The sequence below is a fragment of the Salmonella sp. 32010601201800023SM genome (assembly GCF_017572235.1).
GTDB classification, from domain to species: Bacteria; Pseudomonadota; Gammaproteobacteria; order Enterobacterales; family Enterobacteriaceae; genus Salmonella; species Salmonella enterica.
Genome location: NZ_JAGEQS010000001.1, coordinates 577,414 through 596,802, shown reverse-complemented (window position 1 = coordinate 596,802; position 19,389 = coordinate 577,414). Strand labels below are relative to the sequence as shown.

Sequence of the window (19,389 nt, the reverse complement as noted above, 5' to 3'; positions counted from 1 at the left end):
GTATCGTGGAGCAGCACCTAAAATGTGACGTATGTCATTGTACATAAAGTGCCTTTAGGGAGTAGAATTTCAGTGGATACTTAAACAGGAGGTTTTATGAACAGAACGATTCTTGTACCCATCGATATTTCAGATTCAGAATTAACTCAACGCGTGATTTCACATGTTGAAGCCGAAGCAAAGATTGACGACGCTAAAGTGCACTTTTTGACTGTAATCCCGTCTTTGCCCTATTACGCTTCACTGGGACTGGCTTATTCAGCAGAGCTCCCCGCAATGGACGATTTGAAAGCCGAAGCCAAATCTCAACTGGAAGCGATTATCAAGAAATTCAACCTTCCCGCGGACCGCGTGCAGGCTCACGTTGCAGAAGGCTCTCCTAAAGATAAGATTCTGGAAATGGCAAAAAAATTACCGGCCGATATGGTGATTATCGCCTCGCATCGCCCGGATATTACTACCTATCTGTTGGGTTCCAACGCCGCAGCCGTTGTGCGTCATGCGGAATGCTCCGTACTGGTGGTACGCTAAATACCCGAGCCCGCATAAGAGAGTGCGGGCTCAAATCAATCATCATCGCCTAGTGACTGACACTTTTTGAAAACAGATTGATTACGATTACGCCGCAGATAATAAGCAACATGCCAATAATAGCCGGCATATCCAGTTTTTGGCCAAGAAATAACCATCCTATCAATCCAATAAGAACAATCCCTACCCCAGACCAAATGGCATAAATGATACCAGCAGGGATGGTTCGCATTGGGATGGTAAGACACCAGAACGCAATACAATATCCGATGATAGTAACGAGGCTCGGTACCAGACGCGTAAAACTATCTGATAATTTTAATGAGATCGTGGCGATAACTTCTACCACGATGGCGATAAATAGAAAGATTACAGCTTCTTTAGTCATACATCTCTTCGTTCCAATATTTTTCGGGTCGTGATGATATCTTAAGTAATACGGATGACAGAATAAAGACGCTTTTGAACCATTGCGTATCTTGCCATAAAAACGTGCTGGCATTCGTCGCCGTAATCCGTACCATACGCGACATACTTTTGCCTGCTGGCTGTTGACGGCAGGAGCGAACCGGCATTTATCGCCAGCCAAATGGGGCATGAAACTGCGCAGATGGTGTATGAAATTTACGGTATGTAGATTGATGACATGAACGACGAACAGATAGCGATGTTGAATGCGCGGTTATCGTAGTTGCAAAGTTTGCCCCCAATTTGCCCCATTTAGTACCAGAGAACTGAAATAATGCAAGAAATTCAAAAGAATACAAAGAAAGAGCAATACAACCTCAACAAGTTGCAAAAGCGCCTGCGCCGTAACGTTGGCGAAGCGATTGCCGATTTTAATATGATTGAAGAAGGCGATCGCATTATGGTTTGCCTTTCTGGCGGCAAAGATAGCTATACGATGCTGGAAATTTTACGTAATTTGCAGCAAAGCGCCCCGATCAATTTTTCACTGGTCGCCGTCAACCTCGATCAAAAGCAGCCAGGTTTCCCGGAGCATATCCTGCCAGCCTACCTTGAGCAGCTGGGCGTAGAATATAAAATCGTCGAAGAAAACACCTACGGCATTGTGAAAGAGAAGATTCCGGAAGGAAAAACCACCTGCTCGCTGTGCTCGCGTTTGCGTCGGGGTATCCTGTATCGTACGGCGACTGAACTGGGCGCGACCAAAATCGCCCTGGGCCACCACCGCGACGATATTCTGCAAACCCTGTTTCTGAATATGTTCTATGGCGGAAAAATGAAAGGGATGCCGCCGAAGCTGATGAGCGATGACGGCAAACATATTGTGATCCGCCCGCTGGCTTACTGCCGCGAGAAAGATATTGTCCGTTTTGCTGAGGCCAAAGCCTTTCCTATCATTCCTTGTAATCTGTGCGGTTCGCAACCCAACCTGCAACGCCAGGTGATTGCCGACATGTTACGCGACTGGGATAAGCGCTATCCTGGACGGATCGAGACGATGTTTAGCGCCATGCAGAATGTCGTGCCGTCTCACCTTTGTGACACTAACCTGTTCGATTTCAAAGGGATCACTCACGGTTCCGAGGTCGTCGACGGCGGCGATTTAGCGTTCGATCGTGAAGAGATTCCCTTGCAGCCCGCTGGCTGGCAGCCTGAAGAAGATGACACCGCCTTAGAGGCGTTGCGGCTTGATGTTATCGAAGTGAAATAATCTGCAGGCGTCTCAGCACTCCGCTGAGACGCCATACTATCGATCATTTTAATAGCCGTACCCGGCATGACTTGCCTTTGATCTTCCCGTTTTGCAACTGCTTCCAGGTTTTTTGCGCTACTGCTTGACGTACGGCGACGTAAACGTGCATTGGATGCACATTAATTTTGCCGATATCCGCCCCGTCTAATCCAATATCGCCGGTCAGCGCGCCTAAAATATCTCCCGGACGCATTTTCGCTTTTTTGCCGCCGTCAATACATAGGGTAGCCATCTCTGCGGCCAGAGGAAGCAACGACTGCCGGGCGGGCGCATTCAGCCAGTTCAGTTTGAGTTGCAGCATTTCTGAAAGAATATTTGCCCGCTGCGCCTCTTCCGGCGCGCAGAAACTGATCGCCAGACCGCTACTTCCCGCGCGCGCCGTACGGCCAATACGGTGGACATGCACCTCCGGGTCCCAGGCCAGTTCATAGTTAACCACCAGTTCGAGCGATTTAATGTCTAACCCTCGCGCGGCAACGTCGGTAGCAACCAGAATGCGCGCGCTGCCATTTGCAAAACGCACCAACGTCTGGTCGCGGTCGCGTTGTTCCAGATCGCCGTGGAGCGCCAACGCGCTTTGTCCTACCGCATTAAGCGCATCACAAACGGCCTGACAATCTTTTTTGGTATTGCAAAACACCACGCAGGACGCTGGCTGATGCTGGCTAAGCAACGTTTGTAGCAGCGAAATTTTTTCATGCGCAGATGTTTCGAAGAACTGTTGTTCGATAGCCGGTAGCGCATCTACCGTATCGATTTCAATACGTATTGGCTGCTGCTGTACACGACCGCTAATCGCCGCAATGGCCTCAGGCCAGGTTGCTGAAAACAACAACGTCTGGCGCGTCGCAGGCGCAAAGCGGATCACCTCATCAATGGCGTCACTGAATCCCATGTCCAGCATTCGGTCTGCTTCATCCATTACCAGAATGTGCAGCGCATCCAGCGATACGGTTTCTTTTTGTAAATGATCCAGCAGGCGCCCCGGCGTCGCGACAATGATATGCGGAGCGTGCTGAAGCGAGTCGCGCTGTACGCCAAAGGGCTGCCCGCCACACAAGGTCAGAATTTTGGTATTTGGCAGAAAACGGGCCAGGCGACGTAACTCCCCGGCTACCTGATCCGCCAGCTCCCGCGTCGGGCACAGCACTAATGCCTGTGTCTGGAACAGAGTGACATCAATTCGATGCAAGAGCCCAAGACCAAACGCCGCCGTTTTACCGCTACCGGTCCTGGCCTGCACACGCACATCATTTCCCGCCAGAATGACGGGTAATGCTGCGGCCTGAACAGGCGTCATCTCAAGATAGCCCAGCTCAGTAAGGTTATTGAGCTGGGCGGCGGGCAAAACATTCAGGGTTGAAAAAGCGGTCACAATTTACTCTCGCGGTAACGACTCATAGTCAGCAGGCGCGTATCCTCGCAGATCCGGACGTTTGATGCGACATTTTAATCGGTTCTTCGTCCGGCGGCGGGTCGGGCATCGGCTGAGGACGGGGAAGCGGCTCAGGAATGGGAACAGGGTCAGTGGGAATCGGGTCCGACAAGGACGAGTGTAGATATAATAAGGTCAAAAGACAGCTCATATTACCCTCCAGAATGTCATTCAGACTCTTAAAGGGTAGACGCAGATAGTCTACAGGCAAAAAAAAGCCGACTAATCTAAGTCGGCGTCGTACGAATCAATTGTGCTATGCAGTAATTCAAAAAAGGAAGTAAGACAATATGGAGCGCAACGCCCATCGCTTGACGTTGCATTCACCTGCGAGAGAGATATTGCCCCGAATAGGTAGATGGTTTATTGACTTCGCTCAAATTTCTCGGCGTTTTTTCACCCGAAATGGTCTGAAAAGCGCTTTTGTTACAACCATTTACTGCGATGCAACCATAAAGTAACACCACCGATCAAGACAACTAACAGAATACAAAACAGAGAAAAGCCGAACCGCCATCCGCCGCCGGGAATACCGCCCAGGTTAACGCCAAATAACCCCGTTAAGAAGGTGCTGGGCAGAAAAACCATCGCCATAAGCGACATGGTATAAGTTCTGCGCGCCAGAGACTCCTGCATCACCTGGGCAATTTCATCCGCCATGATGCCAGTACGCGCGATACAAGCGTCAATTTCATCCAACCCCCTTCCCAGCCTGTCGGCGATATCCTGCATTCTGCGCCGGTGATCGTCGCTCATCCACGGCAGCCGTTCACTCGCAAGCCGGGCATAGACGTCGCGCTGCGGCGCCATATAGCGGCGCATAACAATTAGCTGTTTACGTAGCAATGCGAGGAAACCGCGCGGTGGGATTTGCTGGTCGAGAAGATTATCTTCCAGATCGATAATTTTATCGTGTAGCTCTTCAATAAATTCACTGGCGTGATCGGTTAACGCATCGCACACATCCACTAACCAGCCGCCGCAATCTACGGGCCCGGTGCCCTCCTGCAAATCACTGACCACATCGTCCAGCGCCAGAACCTTTCGCTGACGGGTAGACACAATGAATCGCTCGTCCATATATAAACGCATTGCTACTAATTGATCCGGGCGTTCGTCAGTACTGCCATTAATACAGCGCAGCGTAATGAGCGTCCCTTCCCCCATACGACTTACGCGCGGGCGCGAGCTTTCACCAGCCAGCGCATCACGCACGTTATTGGGGAGTAAAGGCGTTGAAGCTAACCAGCGGGCGCTGTCCGGGTGGGTATAATTAAGATGTAGCCAACAGGGATGCTGACTATCGATCACATCATTATCTTCGAGCGGTTTTACTCCACCACGACCATCCAGTAGCCATGCGAAAACGGCATCCGGCACGTTCACATCCGATCCCTTAATGGCTTCCACAGCGCCTCCACGTTACAACTCTGATGCCGTTAGTCTAGCTTTCGGGAAAGGTTAAGCAATCTCTCATTTTCTCATTGCGCAAAAAGAATGACGGGAACGTGCGAAAAAAGCGCCTTAGCAACAGGAGCTTACCAAACATGTATTATCAGGCCTGGCCGCGCCTGGTGATGGTCGAAAGAGGTGATACATGAGAGCGCGACAGCGCATGTTCACTGTAACCCGGCTGGCTTAAACGAAATTTGTCGGTTTTAGTCTGTAACTCGATCACCTGCGCCTTTAAAACATCCGAAGAAGCAGATAGCGCTTCAACCATTAAGACATTGCTATGGGTTGCGCTTTCCAGATCGCTCAACGCCAGTGTTATCTGGTTAATGCCTTTTTCCTGCTCCCGCGTGGTGGTGGAAATTTCACTCATCAGCACGTTTAATTGCCCGGAACCGCCAACAATCTCCTGCATATTTTTTTCAGCCTCCTGCACTATGGCGGCCCCCTGCCGCACATTGTCATGCGTAACGTCGATCAGCGCCTTGATATTTTTTGCCGCCTCAGCGCTACGATGCGCCAGATTACGCACTTCCCCGGCCACCACGGAGAAACCTTTTCCATGATCGCCCGCCCGCGCAGCCTCTACCGCCGCGTTAAGCGCCAGAATATTAGTCTGGAATGCGATACCGTCAATCAATGAAATAATCTCCGTCATCTGCGAGGCACAGTCGGTAATAGAACGCATATTTTCTGTAACCCGCACCATTAATTCACCGCCTTTACGGGCGCATTGGGTTGCACAATCCGCCTGTATGCTCGCCATTCGGGTATTATCCGCATTGTTTTTGGTACTCGCCGCCATTTCATCCATACTGGCGGCAGTTTGAATTAACGAGGCCGACTGCTGTTCCGTCTTTACGGATAGCGACATACTGCGCGCCGCCAGTTGTTCGGAAAGGGTCATTGCCGTTTGCGAAGAGGATCTGATTTCGCGTACCAGCGCGGAAATATTCTCCGACAGGCTATTAATTCCGGGGATGAGTCGCCCGGCGCAATTATTGCCAAATTCGGAGATATGAATAGACAAGTTTCCTGCTGCGACCTCTTCAATACTTTTCTTCACGGTATTAATCGGCACTACCAGATAGCAGGTCATATACCACCAAAGCAGTAATGACGAGATCAGATAAATGATATTACACGTAATTAAAATAGGGAGATCGTGCAGAAAAGCTATTTGTAAAGTATCCACCAAAAGAAACGTACATACCATGAATAGAATAATGCATGTCCTGACGCTGATATTTCTCAACATTTTTGACGGCCTACAACCAGGATAGGAGACAGGTTTTATTTTTATAGCATTTCAGATACCTATTGCCATTCGTTTCTTTGACATTCTCCATATTCAATACCAGACCATCGCCATTTCCCTTAGTGCAACAGATAAAATCACCTATATTCGCTATGCCAGGATATTCATCCATCCATATTGACAAGTGATGTACTTATCACCATTTTCTGCTTAATAGTTAAGTCGAAAGCCAGTATATTTTAATAGACGCTTAAATAAGCGAATGACTGTTTCTCCGTGTTATTACCGCGGACAGCGTTATCGCCCGTTCTCTTGCAGAATCTTGAGCATCAGGCATAAAATCGGGTTCGCGCGAGCTTGCGCTGGCGGTCCTGTCCGCCAGCGGCAACGATTTACCGACTACGCTTCGCATGGCGCTCCCAGTTATCCTGTTTAGCCTGCACCGTTTTACGTAACGCGACATAACATGCCCCGCCGCCGCCATGGTGCGGCAGCGCCGAACAATAAGCCTGTACATCTTCAAACTCTGTCAACCAGCGGGCCACATAGCTTCGGACGATATTGGCATGTGACTTCGCCTCTCGCCCTTTACCATGAATGATCAGGACATTACGCAACCCCTCTTTCTGCGCCTCCAGGATAAAACGAAACAGCATTTTTCGGCACGTTTCGACCGGCTGGCGTAACAAATTGAGGCTGGCCTGCTGAGGGTATTTCCCACTGCGTAACTTGTCGATGACACCCTGCTGCAATCCTTCCCGACGAAATTCCAGCGGTTCATTCAGCGGCAGAATATCCAGAAAGCCCGTCGTCAGGAAATTATCAAGCTGAAGCGTGTCGATACGCTGGGGCGTTTTAAGATTACGCGTTGGCTGCCAGTGTACATCAGTATGGCGTTTCAGCGGCTGGACATCCTCCATGGCGTCAAGAAACAGCGCTTTATCGTCAAGGTTCATGGTTCATCCTCCAGCGTTTTTGCGACTGCCGTTATCATAACCGTGCCCTGTTATACCGACAACGGTTTACAGTTATTTCCAATAACAGCGACAATGTCAGGCAATTAACCGTCTCGCCAGGCTCCCTTTTTCTCCGCCAACGATATTACTGGCGCTAAATGTGTTATCCCTGACTATCTTTTAAGGAGTATGGTTGCGGGTATTCCTGGCATGATATCTTGTCTCTTACGTTAGGCTAAGACGATGTGAGAGAACGGATGCTGAGATTACTTGAAGAGAAGATAGCCACGCCATTAGGACCGTTATGGGTGGTTTGCGATGAGCTGTTTCGACTGCGGGCCATTGAGTGGGAACAGTACCGCGATCGTATGGAGCAACTGCTAAATATCCACTACCGTCACGAAGGCTATGAACGCGTTTCTGCGACTAACCCCGGTGGACTCAGCGATAAGCTTGCAGATTATTTTGCAGGCAATCTCGCCGTAATTGATACCCTGGAAACCGCCACGGGGGGCACACCTTTTCAACGGGAAGTATGGCAGGCATTGCGCGCTATCCCCTGCGGGCAGGTGATGCACTATGGTCAACTGGCGGCGCAACTGGGACGACCGGGCGCCGCACGCGCAGTCGGTGCTGCGAATGGCGCTAACCCCATCAGTATTGTTGTTCCCTGCCATCGCGTCATCGGGCGTAACGGCACTCTGACCGGATACGCTGGCGGCGTGCAGCGAAAAGAGTGGCTATTACGCCATGAAGGCTATCTTTTATTATGAATATACAGGCAAAAAGTGCCTTATCGGTCACACTTTTATGTAAAGCAACAACAAATAAATTACGTGTTTTCAAATAGATAAAAGTATTCATCAAACTTATACTTGAATTATTCCTTCTCCGGGATAGCTCAGACTTACGCGCTCACCAAAAAGATGTTAAAATTGACAAATATCAATTACGGCTTGAGCAGACCTATGATCCCGGAAAAGCGAATTATACGGCGCATTCAGTCTGGCGGTTGTGCTATCCATTGCCAGGATTGCAGTATCAGCCAGCTTTGCATCCCGTTCACACTTAACGAGCATGAGCTTGATCAGCTTGATAATATCATCGAGCGCAAAAAGCCCATTCAGAAAGGGCAAACTCTGTTTAAAGCGGGTGATGAACTGAAATCGCTCTATGCTATCCGCTCCGGAACGATTAAGAGCTACACCATTACCGAGCAAGGCGATGAGCAGATTACTGGATTCCATTTAGCAGGCGACCTGGTGGGTTTTGACGCCATTGGCAGCGGTCATCATCCGAGCTTTGCACAGGCGCTGGAAACCTCAATGGTATGTGAAATTCCCTTTGAGACGCTGGATGACCTGTCCGGCAAAATGCCTAACCTGCGTCAGCAAATGATGCGTCTGATGAGCGGTGAAATTAAAGGCGATCAGGATATGATCCTGTTATTGTCGAAGAAAAACGCCGAAGAACGTCTGGCCGCGTTTATTTACAACCTGTCCCGCCGCTTTGCGCAGCGTGGTTTCTCACCGCGTGAATTCCGCCTGACAATGACCCGTGGCGATATCGGCAACTATCTGGGCTTAACGGTCGAAACCATTAGCCGTCTGCTGGGGCGTTTCCAGAAAAGCGGTATGCTGGCGGTGAAAGGTAAGTATATTACTATTGAAAACAGCGATGCGCTGGCGGCCCTCGCCGGTCATACCCGCAACGTCGCTTAAACGTCAGCTAAACCATTGATGTTATCTTCTGCCATATCGTTAAATTTTTCTCATTTATTGATCTGGCAGAAGCGCTTCCTCTGTTTCATTCACCATATTTGAGTTACTCTTTAGTTACAAACTGCGATGACAGTTGTAAGGAGACCCTGTATGGCTATGTATCAAAATATGCTGGTGGTCATCGATCCCAATCAGGACGACCAACCCGCATTACGGCGAGCAGTTTATTTGCATCAACGGATTGGCGGCAAAATTAAAGCTTTCCTGCCTATTTACGATTTCTCGTATGAGATGACCACCCTGCTTTCTCCTGACGAACGCACCGCAATGCGTCAGGGCGTAATAAGTCAACGCACAGCCTGGATACGTGAGCAGGCGAAATATTATCTTGAAGCCGGTGTCCCCATTGAAATTAAAGTGGTCTGGCACAATCGTCCCTTTGAGGCCATCATCCAGGAGGTTATCGCCGGCAGTCACGATCTGGTGTTGAAAATGGCGCATCAGCACGATCGACTGGAAGCGGTCATTTTTACCCCTACCGACTGGCATTTGCTGCGTAAATGCCCAAGCCCCGTGTGGATGGTCAAAGATCAGCCGTGGCCAGAAGGCGGCAAAGCCCTGGTCGCCGTGAACCTGGCAAGCGAAGAGCCCTATCACAATGCTCTCAACGAAAAGCTGGTAAAAGAGACCTTACAATTGGCGGAGCAGGTTAATCATACCGAAGTACACCTGGTCGGCGCCTACCCCGTTACGCCAATCAATATCGCCATTGAGCTGCCGGAATTTGATCCCAGCGTGTATAACGACGCCATCAGAGGCCAGCATTTACTGGCGATGAAAGCGCTGCGCCAGAAATTCAGCATCGATGAAAAAGTTACGCATGTAGAAAAAGGTTTGCCGGAAGAAGTTATCCCGGATCTTGCCGAACATCTCCAGGCGGGGATCGTTGTGCTTGGCACCGTTGGACGTACCGGACTCTCGGCCGCGTTTTTGGGGAACACGGCCGAACAGGTCATTGACCATCTGCGCTGCGACCTGTTAGTCATTAAGCCTGATGAATATCAAACACCGGTTGAACTGGACGACGAGGACGATTAATCCCTCTTGCGTCCTGCCGGATGGCGCTGCCATCCGGCCAATACCACATTTCTGTTACTCATCTCCGCCGAGGAAATAGATCCCCAAAGGAATCGCCAGCAGAATAGTGAACACCAGACTGTAAACGAAAATCATTGCCGACTGAATGGCATACATAGAGCTTGTCCACTCGGACAGTGGAATATGATACTGCTCAATCACACCGCCGATAGTCGCGCGCGTTACCACCGATGCCGCAACGATAAACACTGCCAGCAGGCATAACAGAAATTTTTTCCCCTTCGCCGATTTCAGCTTCATCATGATCATAGTATTGTCCTTTACAGATGACTTTTTTACCTGATAGCAACAATACCATGACAATCGCGCGATGTCTGCTCTATAAAACGTGACATTGTATTTACATAAAAAGTAAACCGCTGAGATTAAAGCTGATAGCACTATTTCTTCTTTTTACTTATCGATGATCTACGCGTTTATCCTGGGTAAAATACCTGTTAATCAGGTCATTCTGAGCTGTTATCGTAGGAAGGAGCGGAAAACAATAATGTTCACTGAATTTTTTCTCAAAAACGCATTTAATCTGGCGATACTTTTCAGTTGCGGTATGGCGTTGCTGGTCGTGAGATTTTGGCTCAGCCGTAACGTACAGTGGAAGAAAGGATTCACGTTCCATGCGGCACAGTTTTTTATTTACGCGATTATTATTGGGACCATCGGGAGCATACTGAATAATGCTATTGAAGATTATAATTTGCGTTTTATCTCTTCCGGGGTCATTGATTTTATCTGCACCTCGCTCATTGCGCTTATTCTGACGATAAAACTTTTCCTGATTATTAACCAATTTGAAAAAGCACAGGTCAATAAAGGTAGAGATGTCACCAGTACACGTATTCTGGCACGGGTCATAAAAATAACCATTATTGTCGCGATTGTCTTACTGTATGGCGAACATTTTGGCATGAGTCTGTCCGGTCTGCTGACCTTTGGCGGTATCGGCGGTATCGCTGTTGGTATGGCGGGCAAAGATGTCCTGAGCAATTTTTTCTCTGGTATTATGCTCTATTTCGATCGCCCCTTCAGTATCGGAGACTGGATTCGTTCTCCTGACAGAAATATCGAAGGTACGGTCGCCGAAATCGGCTGGCGAATTACACGAATTAACACATTCGACCACCGCCCGTTGTACGTGCCTAATTCCGTCTTTTCATCCATTAGCGTTGAGAATCCGGGACGGATGACCAACCGTCGAATAAAAACGGTTATTGGATTACGTTACGAAGATGCCGACAAAATTGGCCTCATTGTTGACGCTATCAGAAACATGCTGCAGGCGCACAGCGATATCGATCAGAAACAGACGCTGTTGGTCTATTTTAATGAATTCGCCGACTCTTCGCTGAATATTATGGTGTATTGCTTTACCAAAACAACAGTATGGCAGGAATGGCTTGCCGTACAGCAGGATGTTTACCTGAAAATTATTGCGATTGTCCAGGAAAACGGCGCTGACTTCGCCTTCCCAAGCCAGACGCTCTATATCGATGACCCGGAGGCCGCGCCTGCGATAAAATAAAAGATAGCCGGTGCCCGATAACGCTTATCGGGCACCGAGGCTTCCCTGTCCGAATGACGGGTTGTTAGCGCCTTCCTCACGGTGATCAACGGCTCTTTTCATTCACCGTCATGGTAAATTCAAGCACCTCATTAGTGTCGTTAACGTAGGCATGAGGCATGTCGGTTCTGGCTACAGCGGAGCAGCCCTCCCGAATAATAAAGCGTCTACCGTCGACTGTTAATGTCAGTGTTCCCTGATTAACAAACAGTAATTCACAGGTGTCTGCCGGATGCCCTGCCGATTCAAACTGTTCACCAGGATGCATTATCCATTGCCAGAGTTCCAGCATATCCGGCCCGCTGGTTCCCGCCATCAGTTTTGCGCTGCCGCCTTTCTCGCCGCGCCACAACACCGGAATAGCATCCCGGTCGATAAGATGGACCATCGGCTCGCTGGCGACGTTGACAAAATCCGCCACGGACACTCCCATTGCCGCCGCGATCTTACATAACAGCGCAATGCTTGGATTGGCTTTACAGCCTTCAATTTCCACCAGCATTCCTTTACTGACGCCGGAACGCCGCGCAAGCTCATCCAGCGACATCTTTTTTTGGCTACGAAATTGTTTGATACGTTGGGAAACAGCTTCATTTATCGTGCTGACGTCGGCGCCCGCCGTGGTCGATAAGTTGACTTTTTTGGTCATTGGTCGATATCATAGAAGAAAATAGTCATTACAGGATTATGCGATGTCTTCTATGTTACCGTCAATCAGCCCGGAACTGGCCCGTATCGCTCCCGGCTTTCGTGCATTAAGTATTAATGTTATTGCCGCTCCGGTTCGCGATGCGCAGGTCGGAGAAATCGCGCTAAAAGAGGCCTGTCAGGCCGTAATTAACGGCCAACCGGCGTGGGCACAGGCGCATATAGACGCCTGGAATGCGGTGTTTAAAGCATTCGGCGCAAAACCAAAGCGCACCCCCTGCTCGGCTGAAGCGCTACGAAAACGCGTGTTGAAGGATGGAACAATGGCGGCGCTGGACCCGGTCGTTGATCTTTATAACGCGGTGAGCCTACGCTATGCCGTACCGGTAGGCGGCGAAAATAGCGCGGCTTATTGTGGATCGCCGCGGCTGGTTTTCGCAGACGGAAGTGAAACATTTGATACCCTGAAAGAAGGACACCCCGTCACCGAGTCACCAGAACCGGGCGAAGTTATCTGGCGCGATGACAGAGGCGTCACCTGTCGGCGCTGGAACTGGCGTCAGGGAGTACGTACCCGACTAAGCGCTTCAGATAAAGCGATGTGGTTTATCCTTGAAAGCTTGCCGGAAATGCCGGTTGATGAATTGTACGCGGCAGGAAACATGCTGACTGACGGCCTTGAAAAAATGATGCCAGGTTTACGTTTTGAATCCACGTTGATGGGTGTTTGATTGATATTGCGTAACAGGAGAAATACCATGTCGCTGTTTCTGACAAGTTTTATTTTCGAAAAAAAAGAGTACGACGAAGAGTTTTATCAACTGGATGGCTGGATTGAGCGCTATACACAGACTATTGATGGCTATATTGGGATGGAAAGCTATACCGATGCCGCCAGCGGAAGAATGGTTAATAATTATTACTGGCAGACCCGCGAATCAATGGAGCTATTGATAAATAATTTACAGCACCAGCAGGCCAAATCACAAAGTCATAAGTGGCTTTCCGGTTACCAGACGATTATTGCAGAAATTCAGGGGTGCCATAACGTTAACCTGCCCCATCCGCTGGCATCATTTTCAGTTCTTTATGCGTGATGCAATAGTATATGTGTTAAATGTGGGGGCACTACAGGAGGATGCCTGCGCCCCTGCATTGCCGGTTATTCGGTTCTCTGTGCAGGGACGGTGCTGATATAAGTGATTAGTAAACAGGAAGATGAGTGATATCTCGTGGTACAATAACACGCGTAACCACATTATTTTCATCGCACTCTATCAACGCTCTGGCAAAAATACTGAGCTCATTAATTTTCAGCCCGGAATTATCCAAAAACTGGCGGCAAGCGTAGTCAGAAACAAAGGTTATGCCGGGATGAATATCATGTTCCCGAATAAAACGGGCCTGAGCAAATGGCGTATCCATACTCAGCACATATACCGCCCGGTTTGAGTGGCTACCCGCTGATTTAAGGCGGTTACTATAGTCTTTTACCTGCCATTCACAAACCGGCGTATCCAGTGACGGGACGACAATAATCCGCTTTTTTATCCCCGGGATACAGTAACCCGGTAATAAATTATGGCTCACCAGCCCCTTTGTGCAGGGTAATGGTTCGCCTTCAGCCAGTATACCGGGTTTGAGGGTCAGTTGCGTTTTGCCAAAGGTGACAGCGTGTTCCTGACCCAATGAAATATAATCTTGTGTTGTTGCTGGTGTCATAAAAACTTCTCCTTTTAACGTTTGTATTCTTTTAGCCATAATAATTATTTAGCAATCTACTAAAGAACCAAGTGAACATCCATAATAAGAGCAGTGAGATAAAAGCCAACCCATTATTCATTGCTGTTTTTACTCTACTTTTTTATTGTCCCGGAGATAGTAAATTTATCTTTAATCAATTCCCCAAAATATTTATATGTCAATTTCAACTCTCCATTTGAACCTCCATTATAAGTTACCGTCTGAAGATACTCTCCGGGATTACCCCCGGCTTTGATATCGCATCGACTATTCCAACTTCCTGTTGGAAAATGCCCACACTGGAGATTGAGATTAGATATGGGGTTATTATTTATATCTTTAACAATAATTTTCACAACAGCACTCTCTCCTGGCATCAGTAAAGATTTATCTGCACTAATGACAGATAAATCTTTACTCAATTTAACTATACGTTTTGTTTCAATAGAATGGATTTCAGAAACCATCGGCACAGGCGTATATCCTGGTGCTGAGACCATATCTGTTTCGTTATAATGCTCAATTCTTATCTTCGAACCTACATTATCCTCGCTGATAACAATTTCATATTTACACGGCTTTTCACGTAGAAGCTCATGCTGTGAGTCATCTTTCTCAACGCGATAATACGTACATACTGTGGTAGCCGTTTCATTAGCTTGATATTTTTCAGTATCAGGATCACTGACTCTCCCAACCATTCTTGATTTTAAAAGCATGCCTGGTATAGGTATATATGATTCAGCATATCCAGAATCCCCATTCAATTCCAACCCATAATCACTCAACGGCGAACCAGGCCTGTGCCCAACGCTCGGCGCCGTAGGAGGAGAAAACATCCCGACGGTTGTCGCGGACGTTGTCGACGAATCCGCCAAGACGCTTATCGGCGCAGCCGCCAGAAGCAGGCTATAGATAATAAGATTATGTTTCGACATACGCACTGTTGATCCTTTTTAAAACATTAATTCGCATCAGATGCTGCGGTAGAACTCTTGGCATTTTCTTTATCAGAAATAATTCTGACGCGGATATATTTATTCTGAAGCGGTTCCCCGTTAAGGCTATAAGGGATAAGCCAGGTGGCCTTTGTCGCCCCCGGTACGGATTTCCAGGATTTCATTTCATCCGAGATTTCCCACTGATAATTAAACGCATCAGTACAGTCCGTGTTATTTACACAAAGTGTTCTGGCTCGCATTTCCGTTCCGACGACTGGCGCGGTAACACTTCCGTTGTCCTCTTCAGTACCCGGCGTAAAAAGCACCTCCACAGAAGTGACCTTCTGCGCAATGCTGTCTGACTGCGCTTGCAGCAGTACGGTCCCCTTCACCGGATGTTTATCGTCTGGTCCGCTTGCTTCAATATGTAATTTGAGCGGGCGGGTATCATCGCCGATATGGGTCACCAGAACCCGTTCAACCCAATGACCATCACGCTCTGTACCACCGAGCGCTTTAAATGCCAGACCCGGCGTATCTGATTGATACTTAATATTACGTGGTTTGAGCGACGCCCACTCCTCTTCAGAACGCTCGCGCACGTAGTGCCACTCAATAACCTTCCCCTCTTCTCCGGCAGGAAGCGGCGTACTGACAACAAAGTTGCCGTCCTCAACCTGAACATCGTCATTGATAACATTTATCCAGGAACGGAAACTGGTCTCATCCTGTGTCACCCTTACCGGGATACGCTCGGAGGTCACGCGAGTACCCCGGCTGTCAGTCACCGTTAAATAAAGGCTATACTCCTGACCGTCGGTCACCGTCAGCGGAAGTTGTGGAAGGATAAGGCCGCTGCCCAGACTCCCCTGAAGCTGGAGCCCGGCGAGAAGCTCCGCATCACCCGACCACTCAACCTTCTCAACCGGGTAACGGCTATCTACCGTCGCCATTAATGTCACCAGCGTCCCGGACAGGCCTGACACCGGCATTGCCGTAATGCGGATTTTGCTGGCCTGCTCCCGATACGCCATGACGATATCGTAATTACGATCAACAAAGGCACGCCGGTTAGTCGTATTCGACGGCGCCCCAACGTTGCGGTAATCAAGCTGTTCATGTAACGGCGTACCGAAGGAATAATTGACTCTCAGACCGCCCTCTGCCTGCGATCCGCCATTACCGGCGTCCCGATATCCTGCTCTGACCTCAAGCAAGGGGACAGGATTCCAGACCAGAGCCGCACCTGCGGCGCGGGGATTCCGGCTTAACGTACCGTTACCCAATAGATCAACTTTATCCCCGTAATACTGTTCATATGTCAGCTCGCCACTGAACCAGGGAAAATCGGGGAGCGTGCCTTTTGTTCGCAGATCAAAGCCATATGCCGGACGCTCATCATGTAACTCATGCGCTGCTGACGTTTTCCAGCCGGTGAGAGGGAAATAATAGTTGCCGGAAAAGGCCATACTGTCTTTATAGACTTCCCCGCCAATGCCGCCACGTAAGTGGGAATAACGGATGTCGGCATCCAGAAACGTATTGACGCCGAGCAGCCATCCATTGACCTCCTGGCGGTAACCGACACCAACGTTAACATAAGTGCGTCCATCGAAACTGCTGTTGTCGTGGTCGCGAAAGCCAAGCTGGCCAAAGAGTAAAGACGATGTTGTTTCCTGGACAGGAATAAACATATCGAACTCTGATGAGCGATATTTCGCGCCATCTTCAAGATTGACGCCACCACGGAAAATAATCTCCGGAAAAGCGTTCTTTATCCCCTCGTTCACCAGATGATTAGCGGCTTGCCCTGGTAACGCCTTGATTTTTCCTTTGGCATAATCCTCCAGCGTCCCCTCCTGCAGGTGCGGAGAAATAGACGATGCCGTCCCCGCAATCCACGACTGAATTTCACTATCGCTATCAGCAATGACCGGGAGTGGAATCTGACTGGTAACAATGGCCCAGGTTATATATTTAGTAATGGGTTTTTTAGAAAAAACCACTGTATTGTCTCCTGCTATATCCCCCTGCCTGGCAGGGGGAGCATTTAAATAAGATGTTTATTTAGCGATAACCATCAGCGACGGATAGCGCGTTTATTCTCCGGCGTGGCTTTCGTCGTTTTAGGCGTAACGTGGACACGGAACAGTTTATTCTGCTCGGTTCCCTTAATAATATATTTATGTTTTTCAGCGTTGGTATTATTCAGATCGGTGAACTTATCTGGTGTCCCGGCATCCGCCATCTGCCAGGTAAAGTTATAATTACTGACATCGCACTCAGCCGCCGCTGTGGTGGCACACTCCAGTACCGCTTCAAGGGTGCCGCCCACCACTGGGGTGTTGGCGTCATTGGTACCGTTGAGTTCATCAGTTGGTTTACCACTTTCATTCACCACATTGATAGTGACAGAACGTAGCTTATTAGAAATTGTACCGTCTGCGGCGGAGTCGCCGCCCACCCCAGAAGATGCAGAAGTTAATAAGACAGTGGCAGGCAAGAATGCACTATCCGGCGTCCCCGTTGCCGTCTTAATTCGGTAAACGATTTTAATTTTTTTACCACCTGCATCAGCAGGAATGGTAAAAGCCGTCCCGGTTGCCGCCGGGGTTCCAGAAGGATCGGCGGCCTCATTATCCACCAGATACCATTTAATATCGTCGGCATTATTCATTTTATCCAGCGATAAGGGATCCCCATCCTCATCCCTAATAAAAACATCCGCTATCTGGAGGGTTGAACCGGTCGTCAGTTCCCCAGACACTTCTATTTTTTTTGCATTAGTAGTTGCCACAGGACGGTGACCAACAGAAGCAGGTGTAGCAGAAGAAGCCATATCATTGGCTCTGGTATTCGCCACCGCCTCTACTGAGACCACGGATGCACAAATTGCTAACGTTAATAAAGATCTTTTGAAGTACAAAACAATTCCCTTTTATTAAATCATTAGAAATAATTACGAGATTTATAATCTCACGGGCTAAAAATTCAGGGTTATTCAATCATTTTAACCGCCTGTGAAATTATGCCCTTCGCCATGCTAATTACTTAGCTTTACTGGCAAAATCCGATCTCCAAGTGTAAAGTTTATTCAGAAACGTCAAGCAATTTAAATCTTTCTTGTTTTGCCAGAAAAGCTAACAACCCCCCACCAGTTTAATAACACAGTATGTCAAACACCTTAAATGTTTATATTTTCGGCTTCAATAAAGAGGAATGATGATGAAAAAAGCCATAATAATCTCAGTATTAGAGCAAATAGAAAAAAATCTTGAAGAGAGGATTGATATTGAAAAGCTGGTTGTTATAACAGGTTATTCGCGAAGGAGTTTGCAGGATTTTTTTAAAGAAAAGTGTGGCGTCTCTATCGGAAAATATATCAGACAACGCAAGTTGAGCAGAAGCGCCACTCTGCTAAAGCTGACCTCTCAGTCGGTCACAGATATCGCGTTCAGAATGGGGTTTGATTCAGTGCAGTCCTATAGTCGAGAGTTCAAAAAAACATTTGGCGTCAATCCCAATAACTATCGCAAGGCTGATTTCTGGGATCTCAGAAACCTACGGCCTCCCTACTGGCTTGACTGTGATGAGCATTATCAGTTCGAAATTTGTCAGCTTACGTCAAAAGAAATTTTCGGATTTCAAACATCTCATCAGATCGCAACAAATGACCTTCCTAAAAAAGCGTCGCCTATAAAATGGAAAATCATTCATGAGACGCTCAGAACGTGGGGCGAAAATGTGTATTGTCTCTCGTCTTTTAAGCCGGATAATACCAAAGACCAGGTCATCGCCGTAAGCAGTTTTTTTGGTATGGAACATAATTCCGTCGATGGAGGCAAAATACCCATGTCGAGGGTAATAAAATGTGGTAAATATGCAAAATTCCATTTCGTTGGTCATAAAGAACAATATCAACAATTTTCCAATACAATATATATGTGTATATTGCCAAAACTGAATCTTATCAGGAGAGAAGGAGAAGATATTGAATACTTCCATTTGGCATCCGTCCAAAAGCAACAGAGTAATGAATCCATTGTCGATCTTTATTATTACATCCCTGTACTGTAATGACTTCGTACCATCCACGCATTTCATCTGAAAAGCCTTCTCTTTTCAGAGCGGTAATAAAACCCTCAGTATTGATTCTGATAAAATAAGTGACTATTAATATAGTTAACGTTTTGAAAGAATTGAAAAAAAATAACTTGCGTGCACGCGACACCGGGGACAGATTTCTGACAGTACTGTACGGTGTAGTG

21 protein-coding genes and 1 pseudogene are annotated in these 19,389 nt (G+C 48.1%); 10 read left to right on the top strand and 12 right to left on the bottom strand.

What is annotated here, in order from left to right:
• Window positions 1–96: 96 nt before the first annotated feature.
• The gene (gene uspF, locus J4617_RS03070) at window positions 97–531 is read left to right on the top strand and encodes a universal stress protein UspF (protein ID WP_001082296.1); all 435 of its coding nucleotides are present in this window, start codon (window positions 97–99) and stop codon (window positions 529–531) included.
• Between the two features lie 49 nt (window positions 532–580).
• Here the strand turns inward: uspF and J4617_RS03065 are convergent, their stop codons facing one another.
• Window positions 581–919, bottom strand: coding sequence for an SMR family transporter (locus J4617_RS03065; RefSeq protein WP_000159240.1), 339 nt, complete (start codon window positions 917–919; stop codon window positions 581–583).
• A complete protein-coding gene (locus J4617_RS23175; protein ID WP_000089155.1) occupies window positions 912–1,064 on the bottom strand; it encodes a hypothetical protein in 153 nt (50 codons plus the stop codon). Before J4617_RS23175 ends, J4617_RS03065 begins: the two co-directional genes overlap by 8 nt.
• Here J4617_RS23175 and J4617_RS03060 point away from each other — a divergent pair.
• A pseudogene (locus J4617_RS03060) lies at window positions 1,020–1,168 on the top strand (tyrosine-type recombinase/integrase); the annotation flags it as partial. The gene J4617_RS23175 and the pseudogene J4617_RS03060 overlap by 45 nt on opposite strands.
• Window positions 1,169–1,273: 105 nt before the next feature.
• Complete coding sequence (ttcA, locus tag J4617_RS03055) at window positions 1,274–2,209, top strand: tRNA 2-thiocytidine(32) synthetase TtcA (protein ID WP_001156217.1); 936 nt, start codon at window positions 1,274–1,276, stop codon at window positions 2,207–2,209.
• Between the two features lie 43 nt (window positions 2,210–2,252).
• On the opposite strand, the gene dbpA is transcribed toward ttcA, so the two are convergent.
• The 4 genes from dbpA to smrA form a co-directional block, all read right to left on the bottom strand.
• Window positions 2,253–3,626: an ATP-dependent RNA helicase DbpA gene (dbpA, locus tag J4617_RS03050; protein WP_000123701.1), complete on the bottom strand. Its 1,374-nt coding sequence runs from the start codon at window positions 3,624–3,626 to the stop codon at window positions 2,253–2,255.
• Window positions 3,627–4,112: 486 nt separating this feature from the next.
• Window positions 4,113–5,096, bottom strand: coding sequence for a zinc transporter ZntB (zntB, locus tag J4617_RS03045; protein ID WP_000387373.1), 984 nt, complete (start codon window positions 5,094–5,096; stop codon window positions 4,113–4,115).
• A gap of 145 nt (window positions 5,097–5,241) precedes the next feature.
• Window positions 5,242–6,396 carry a methyl-accepting chemotaxis protein gene (locus J4617_RS03040; RefSeq protein ID WP_000945621.1) on the bottom strand — a complete coding sequence of 385 codons (1,155 nt, stop codon included), beginning with the start codon at window positions 6,394–6,396 and terminating at the stop codon, window positions 5,242–5,244.
• 392 nt (window positions 6,397–6,788) lie between these two features.
• Window positions 6,789–7,352, bottom strand: coding sequence for a DNA endonuclease SmrA (gene smrA / locus J4617_RS03035; protein ID WP_001046799.1), 564 nt, complete (start codon window positions 7,350–7,352; stop codon window positions 6,789–6,791).
• Window positions 7,353–7,609: 257 nt separating this feature from the next.
• Here smrA and ogt point away from each other — a divergent pair, with 257 nt between their 5' ends.
• From ogt to uspE, 3 genes are all read left to right on the top strand, one after another.
• Complete coding sequence (gene ogt, locus J4617_RS03030; RefSeq protein ID WP_017465580.1) at window positions 7,610–8,125, top strand: methylated-DNA--[protein]-cysteine S-methyltransferase; 516 nt, start codon at window positions 7,610–7,612, stop codon at window positions 8,123–8,125.
• 195 nt (window positions 8,126–8,320) lie between these two features.
• Window positions 8,321–9,073 (top strand): fumarate/nitrate reduction transcriptional regulator Fnr, encoded by a 753-nt coding sequence (gene fnr / locus J4617_RS03025; protein WP_000611914.1) that lies wholly within the window; start codon window positions 8,321–8,323, stop codon window positions 9,071–9,073.
• 150 nt (window positions 9,074–9,223) lie between these two features.
• On the top strand, window positions 9,224–10,171 hold the full coding sequence (uspE, locus tag J4617_RS03020; protein WP_001262138.1) for a universal stress protein UspE: 948 nt from the start codon (window positions 9,224–9,226) through the stop codon (window positions 10,169–10,171).
• Between the two features lie 54 nt (window positions 10,172–10,225).
• Here uspE and J4617_RS03015 read toward each other — a convergent pair whose 3' ends face one another.
• Window positions 10,226–10,480, bottom strand: a complete 255-nt coding sequence (locus tag J4617_RS03015; protein WP_000605645.1) for a DUF2534 family protein — start codon at window positions 10,478–10,480, stop codon at window positions 10,226–10,228.
• Between the two features lie 238 nt (window positions 10,481–10,718).
• Here J4617_RS03015 and J4617_RS03010 point away from each other — a divergent pair, with 238 nt between their 5' ends.
• Window positions 10,719–11,750 (top strand): mechanosensitive ion channel family protein, encoded by a 1,032-nt coding sequence (locus J4617_RS03010; RefSeq protein WP_000493670.1) that lies wholly within the window; start codon window positions 10,719–10,721, stop codon window positions 11,748–11,750.
• Between the two features lie 85 nt (window positions 11,751–11,835).
• Here the strand turns inward: J4617_RS03010 and J4617_RS03005 are convergent, their stop codons facing one another.
• A complete protein-coding gene (locus J4617_RS03005; RefSeq protein WP_000163366.1) occupies window positions 11,836–12,438 on the bottom strand; it encodes a helix-turn-helix domain-containing protein in 603 nt (200 codons plus the stop codon).
• A 43-nt stretch (window positions 12,439–12,481) separates the two neighbouring features.
• Between J4617_RS03005 and J4617_RS03000 the strand changes: the two genes are divergently transcribed.
• Together J4617_RS03000 and J4617_RS02995 are read left to right on the top strand one after the other, a co-directional pair.
• Window positions 12,482–13,168 carry a B3/4 domain-containing protein gene (locus J4617_RS03000; RefSeq protein WP_017465581.1) on the top strand — a complete coding sequence of 229 codons (687 nt, stop codon included), beginning with the start codon at window positions 12,482–12,484 and terminating at the stop codon, window positions 13,166–13,168.
• Between the two features lie 27 nt (window positions 13,169–13,195).
• Entirely contained in the window at window positions 13,196–13,534 is a 339-nt protein-coding gene (locus tag J4617_RS02995) for a hypothetical protein (protein ID WP_017465582.1), read from the top strand.
• A gap of 106 nt (window positions 13,535–13,640) precedes the next feature.
• Here the strand turns inward: J4617_RS02995 and J4617_RS02990 are convergent, their stop codons facing one another.
• From J4617_RS02990 to zirU, 4 genes are all read right to left on the bottom strand, one after another.
• Window positions 13,641–14,198 (bottom strand): peroxiredoxin, encoded by a 558-nt coding sequence (locus J4617_RS02990; protein ID WP_001119109.1) that lies wholly within the window; start codon window positions 14,196–14,198, stop codon window positions 13,641–13,643.
• 95 nt (window positions 14,199–14,293) lie between these two features.
• Window positions 14,294–15,118 carry a ZirS family two-partner secretion-like system exoprotein gene (locus J4617_RS02985; protein ID WP_001652734.1) on the bottom strand — a complete coding sequence of 275 codons (825 nt, stop codon included), beginning with the start codon at window positions 15,116–15,118 and terminating at the stop codon, window positions 14,294–14,296.
• Between the two features lie 26 nt (window positions 15,119–15,144).
• The gene (gene zirT / locus J4617_RS02980) at window positions 15,145–17,127 is read right to left on the bottom strand and encodes a two-partner secretion translocator ZirT (RefSeq protein ID WP_017465583.1); all 1,983 of its coding nucleotides are present in this window, start codon (window positions 17,125–17,127) and stop codon (window positions 15,145–15,147) included.
• 74 nt (window positions 17,128–17,201) lie between these two features.
• Window positions 17,202–18,047, bottom strand: a complete 846-nt coding sequence (gene zirU, locus J4617_RS02975; RefSeq protein ID WP_017465584.1) for a two-partner-like secretion system exoprotein ZirU — start codon at window positions 18,045–18,047, stop codon at window positions 17,202–17,204.
• 293 nt (window positions 18,048–18,340) lie between these two features.
• Here zirU and J4617_RS02970 point away from each other — a divergent pair, with 293 nt between their 5' ends.
• Window positions 18,341–19,198, top strand: a complete 858-nt coding sequence (locus tag J4617_RS02970; RefSeq protein WP_012543356.1) for a GyrI-like domain-containing protein — start codon at window positions 18,341–18,343, stop codon at window positions 19,196–19,198.
• Window positions 19,199–19,389: the final 191 nt, after the last annotated feature.